The sequence below is a fragment of the Shewanella sp. genome (assembly GCF_051658185.1).
Lineage (GTDB): Bacteria > Pseudomonadota > Gammaproteobacteria > Enterobacterales > Shewanellaceae > Shewanella.
In genome coordinates, this window is sequence record NZ_JBOFMC010000214.1 from 1 (window position 1) to 3434 (window position 3434).

Genomic DNA, 3434 nt, shown 5'->3' on the forward strand with positions numbered 1-3434 from the left:
AGGTTCACCCGCTATTTGCCGGTGTTCCAGCCGGCAGTTACGTGTATTTTGTGCACAGTTACCGCGCGCCATTAAGCGACTACACCTTGGCACAATGCCGTTATGGTGAGGACTTTAGCGCCGCCATCGGTAAAGACAATTTTATGGGCGTGCAATTTCACCCCGAGAAAAGTGCCGCCGTGGGCGCACAAATCCTGGGTAACTTTTTAAAAATGCAGTAAAGGTAATCGCTTATTAGGTTTTTACTGAGCTAAGTGTGGGGAAGCTAAGTTCGGCTGAGGCACTAGCATTTTTCAGCCACACCATAGGGCAATAACGCGCGGCAGCAAATGCACCTAAATTATTAAGGACAACAGATGATCATTCCAGCAATTGATTTAATTGATGGCAAAGTAGTGAGGCTCTACCAAGGGGATTATGGGCAGCAAACGACCTTCGATTTAAGCCCCCTCGCCCAGTTGCAATCCTACCAAGCCCAAGGCGCGAGCTGGCTGCATATTGTGGATTTAACTGGCGCGAAAGATCCTGCTAAACGCCAAACGACTTTGATTGCAGCGCTAACAGCAGGGCTGAGCGCCAATATACAGGTTGGCGGCGGGATCCGCACTGAAGAGCAAGTCGCCGAGTTATTGTCCCTCGGGGTAAAACGGGTGGTGATTGGCTCGCTCGCCGTTAAAGAACCCGAGTTAGTCAAAGGCTGGTTTAACACATTCGGCAGCGAGGCAATATGCCTTGCTCTGGATGTCAACATTACCCCTAGCGGCGAGAAAATCGTCGCGGTTTCTGGCTGGCAAAGCGGTGGCGGCAAGAGTCTAGAATCTATCGTTGAAGACTTTAGCCAAGTCGGGCTAAAACATGCACTGGTGACGGACATCAGCCGCGATGGCACCCTCACAGGCGCCAATACTGCACTCTATCGTGAGCTATCCAGCCGCTATCCCAACATCGCTTGGCAAGCCTCGGGCGGCATTGCTTCCCTTGAGGATGTTGCCGCCGTCAGAGACAGTGGCGCCGCGGGCATCATTATCGGTAAAGCCTTACTTATCAATCAGTTTAATGTGGCGGAGGCAATCCAATGCTGGCCAAACGAATAGTCCCCTGTTTAGATGTGAAAGATGGCTGCGTGGTCAAAGGTGTACAGTTTCGCAACCATGAAATTGTGGGCGACATCGTACCACTCGCAGCGCGTTACGCCGCAGAAGGCGCCGATGAGCTGGTGTTTTACGATATCACCGCCAGTGCCCATGACCGAGTCGTCGATAAATCTTGGGTGAGCCGAGTGGCGGAGCAAATCGATATCCCCTTTTGCGTGGCGGGTGGAATTAAAACCATCGGCCAAGCCCGCGAGCTACTCGCCTTTGGCGCGGATAAGATTTCGGTCAACTCGCCAGCCCTGAGCGATCCGAGTTTAATCTCACGCCTGCAGGATGAATTTGGCCGCCAATGTATCGTGATTGGCATAGACTCGTTTTATGATGCGGCAAGCGACAGTTATAAAGTGAAGCAATTCACCGGCGATGAAGCCGCCACCAAAGAAACCGCTTGGTACACCCAAGACTGGGTCGAAGAAGTGCAAAAACGCGGCTGCGGCGAAATCGTGCTCAATGTGATGAACCAAGACGGTGTGCGCGGCGGCTATGATATCCAGCAGTTAAGCCTAGTACGCCAGTTGTGCGATGTGCCGTTAATCGCCTCGGGCGGCGCGGGCACGATGGCGCATTTTCGCGAGGTGTTTATTGATGCGAAGGTCGATGCGGCGCTGGCGGCCAGCGTGTTCCATAAAGCCATTATCAACATAGGCGAGTTAAAACAGTATTTAGCGGCCGAAGGTATTGCGATCCGCCAATAGCTTTTACATCAGAGCGCTTAATATCGATAGTCAATATTAGCCAAACCAAATGCTCATCGATTGCAACAAAAGAATAAGGTACTCAAATATGACAACTGGAATAAGTTCAAGCTGTTGGCAAGACAAAGCAAGCACAGATCTGGTCAACGGCCTCGACTGGGAAAAGCAGCAGGGGCTAATTCCTGCGGTTATCCAAAATCACCTCTCGGGCAAAGTGTTAATGCTCGGATATATGGATAAAGCCGCACTGGAACAGACTCTGGCAACCGGTGATGTGACGTTTTTTAGCCGCTCTAAACAGCGTTTATGGACCAAGGGCGAAACCTCAGGTCACACCCTAAAATGGGTTGCCATCGATAAAGATTGCGATAACGATAGCCTGCTGGTACAGGTGTTGCCCAATGGCCCGACCTGCCACAAAGGCACCGAAAGCTGCTGGCTCGATGGCAATGCTCACCCCTTTTTAAACAATTTGGCCGAGCTTATCGCCGCGCGTAAAGGGCAGAGTCCAGAATCGAGCTACACCGCCTCTTTATTTGCGCGGGGCACCAAACGCATCGCTCAAAAAGTGGGTGAAGAAGGGCTCGAAACCGCACTGGCTGCCGCCACCCACGATAAAGAAGAGCTGATTAATGAGGCATCGGATCTTATGTACCACTTATTAGTGCTACTTGAAGATCAACAACTGAGCTTAAGTGATATCACGGCGAATCTGCTCGCTCGCCATCAAAAAGCGCAGCAAAAATAAGCCTAAAGCGCCAGCGCCTCGGTATCGGTGTCTAACATCTGAATCTGTATCTGCCGCCAACCTTGCTCCGTCGACGACAGCATAGTAGCCTTTTGCCACGCTGTCGTCGCGGTAGAAATTGCGGCAACCTCACAAAAACGCACCCAAGCGTACCTCTGTCAATAAATCAGCAAAATACGATTGTAATGGTTGACAAGTACAGCTTAACTGCCTATCGTAACCCGCATCCTCAATTTACACCCGAGGCAAGATCCAACTTATTAACATTTAAGATGAATTTTTAGATCAACGTCTATTGCCTTAAACGCACAGGCTAAGATCAACTGCAAAATTTCCTAAAAAGGCGCGTGTTATGTGTATTACAACAAGAGTTTATTACCCCTATCTGTAGCCGCAATGGCATAGATAGGCACTCTCGCCTGACCTTCCATTGTGGCCATATCCCCAACGATCCGCAGATTGCGCCACGATCCCAACGCTTTGTACTCACACAAGTACAGCCCTTAGCCGCCGTATTGCGCCGCCCTTCTGCTTAAGCCTTTGTCTCATCTGAGATATTCGAGCCATTCATTAAGACGTTTGAGCGTAAGTTATGACACAAAATAAATTTTTCGGCAGTTTGCTGCTGATTGCAGGCACCACCATTGGCGCGGGCATGCTCGCACTCCCCATTGCCTCAGCCGGACTCGGCTTTGGCGTATCCAGCTTGATAATGCTGATCCTCTGGGCATTAATGGCCTACACCGCCCTACTCATGGTGGAAATCCACCAATTTGCCCCGAGTGATGCCAGTCTTAACCAATTAGCCCGTAAGCTGTTGGGCTCAAAAGGCCAAGT

At 50.6% G+C, this 3434-nt stretch carries 5 protein-coding genes; all 5 read left to right on the top strand.

The genetic code is table 11. The annotated features are described in order from the left end of the window. A partial coding sequence (locus ACRCZA_RS08375; protein ID WP_438673998.1) for a glutamine amidotransferase-related protein occupies positions 1-221 on the top strand: 221 nt, incomplete at its 5' end. A 135-nt stretch (positions 222-356) separates the two neighbouring features. Then, positions 357-1094: a 1-(5-phosphoribosyl)-5-[(5-phosphoribosylamino)methylideneamino]imidazole-4-carboxamide isomerase gene (gene hisA, locus ACRCZA_RS08380; RefSeq protein WP_438673999.1), complete on the top strand. Its 738-nt coding sequence runs from the start codon at positions 357-359 to the stop codon at positions 1092-1094. Further along, entirely contained in the window at positions 1076-1849 is a 774-nt protein-coding gene (hisF, locus tag ACRCZA_RS08385; RefSeq protein ID WP_438674000.1) for an imidazole glycerol phosphate synthase subunit HisF, read from the top strand. The genes hisA and hisF overlap by 19 nt, the downstream gene beginning before the upstream one ends. Before the next feature lie 88 nt (positions 1850-1937). Further along, positions 1938-2597 carry a bifunctional phosphoribosyl-AMP cyclohydrolase/phosphoribosyl-ATP diphosphatase HisIE gene (gene hisIE / locus ACRCZA_RS08390; RefSeq protein WP_438674001.1) on the top strand — a complete coding sequence of 220 codons (660 nt, stop codon included), beginning with the start codon at positions 1938-1940 and terminating at the stop codon, positions 2595-2597. A 592-nt stretch (positions 2598-3189) separates the two neighbouring features. Further along, on the top strand, positions 3190-3434 hold a 245-nt coding region (locus ACRCZA_RS08395), incomplete at its 3' end, for an aromatic amino acid transport family protein (RefSeq protein ID WP_438674002.1).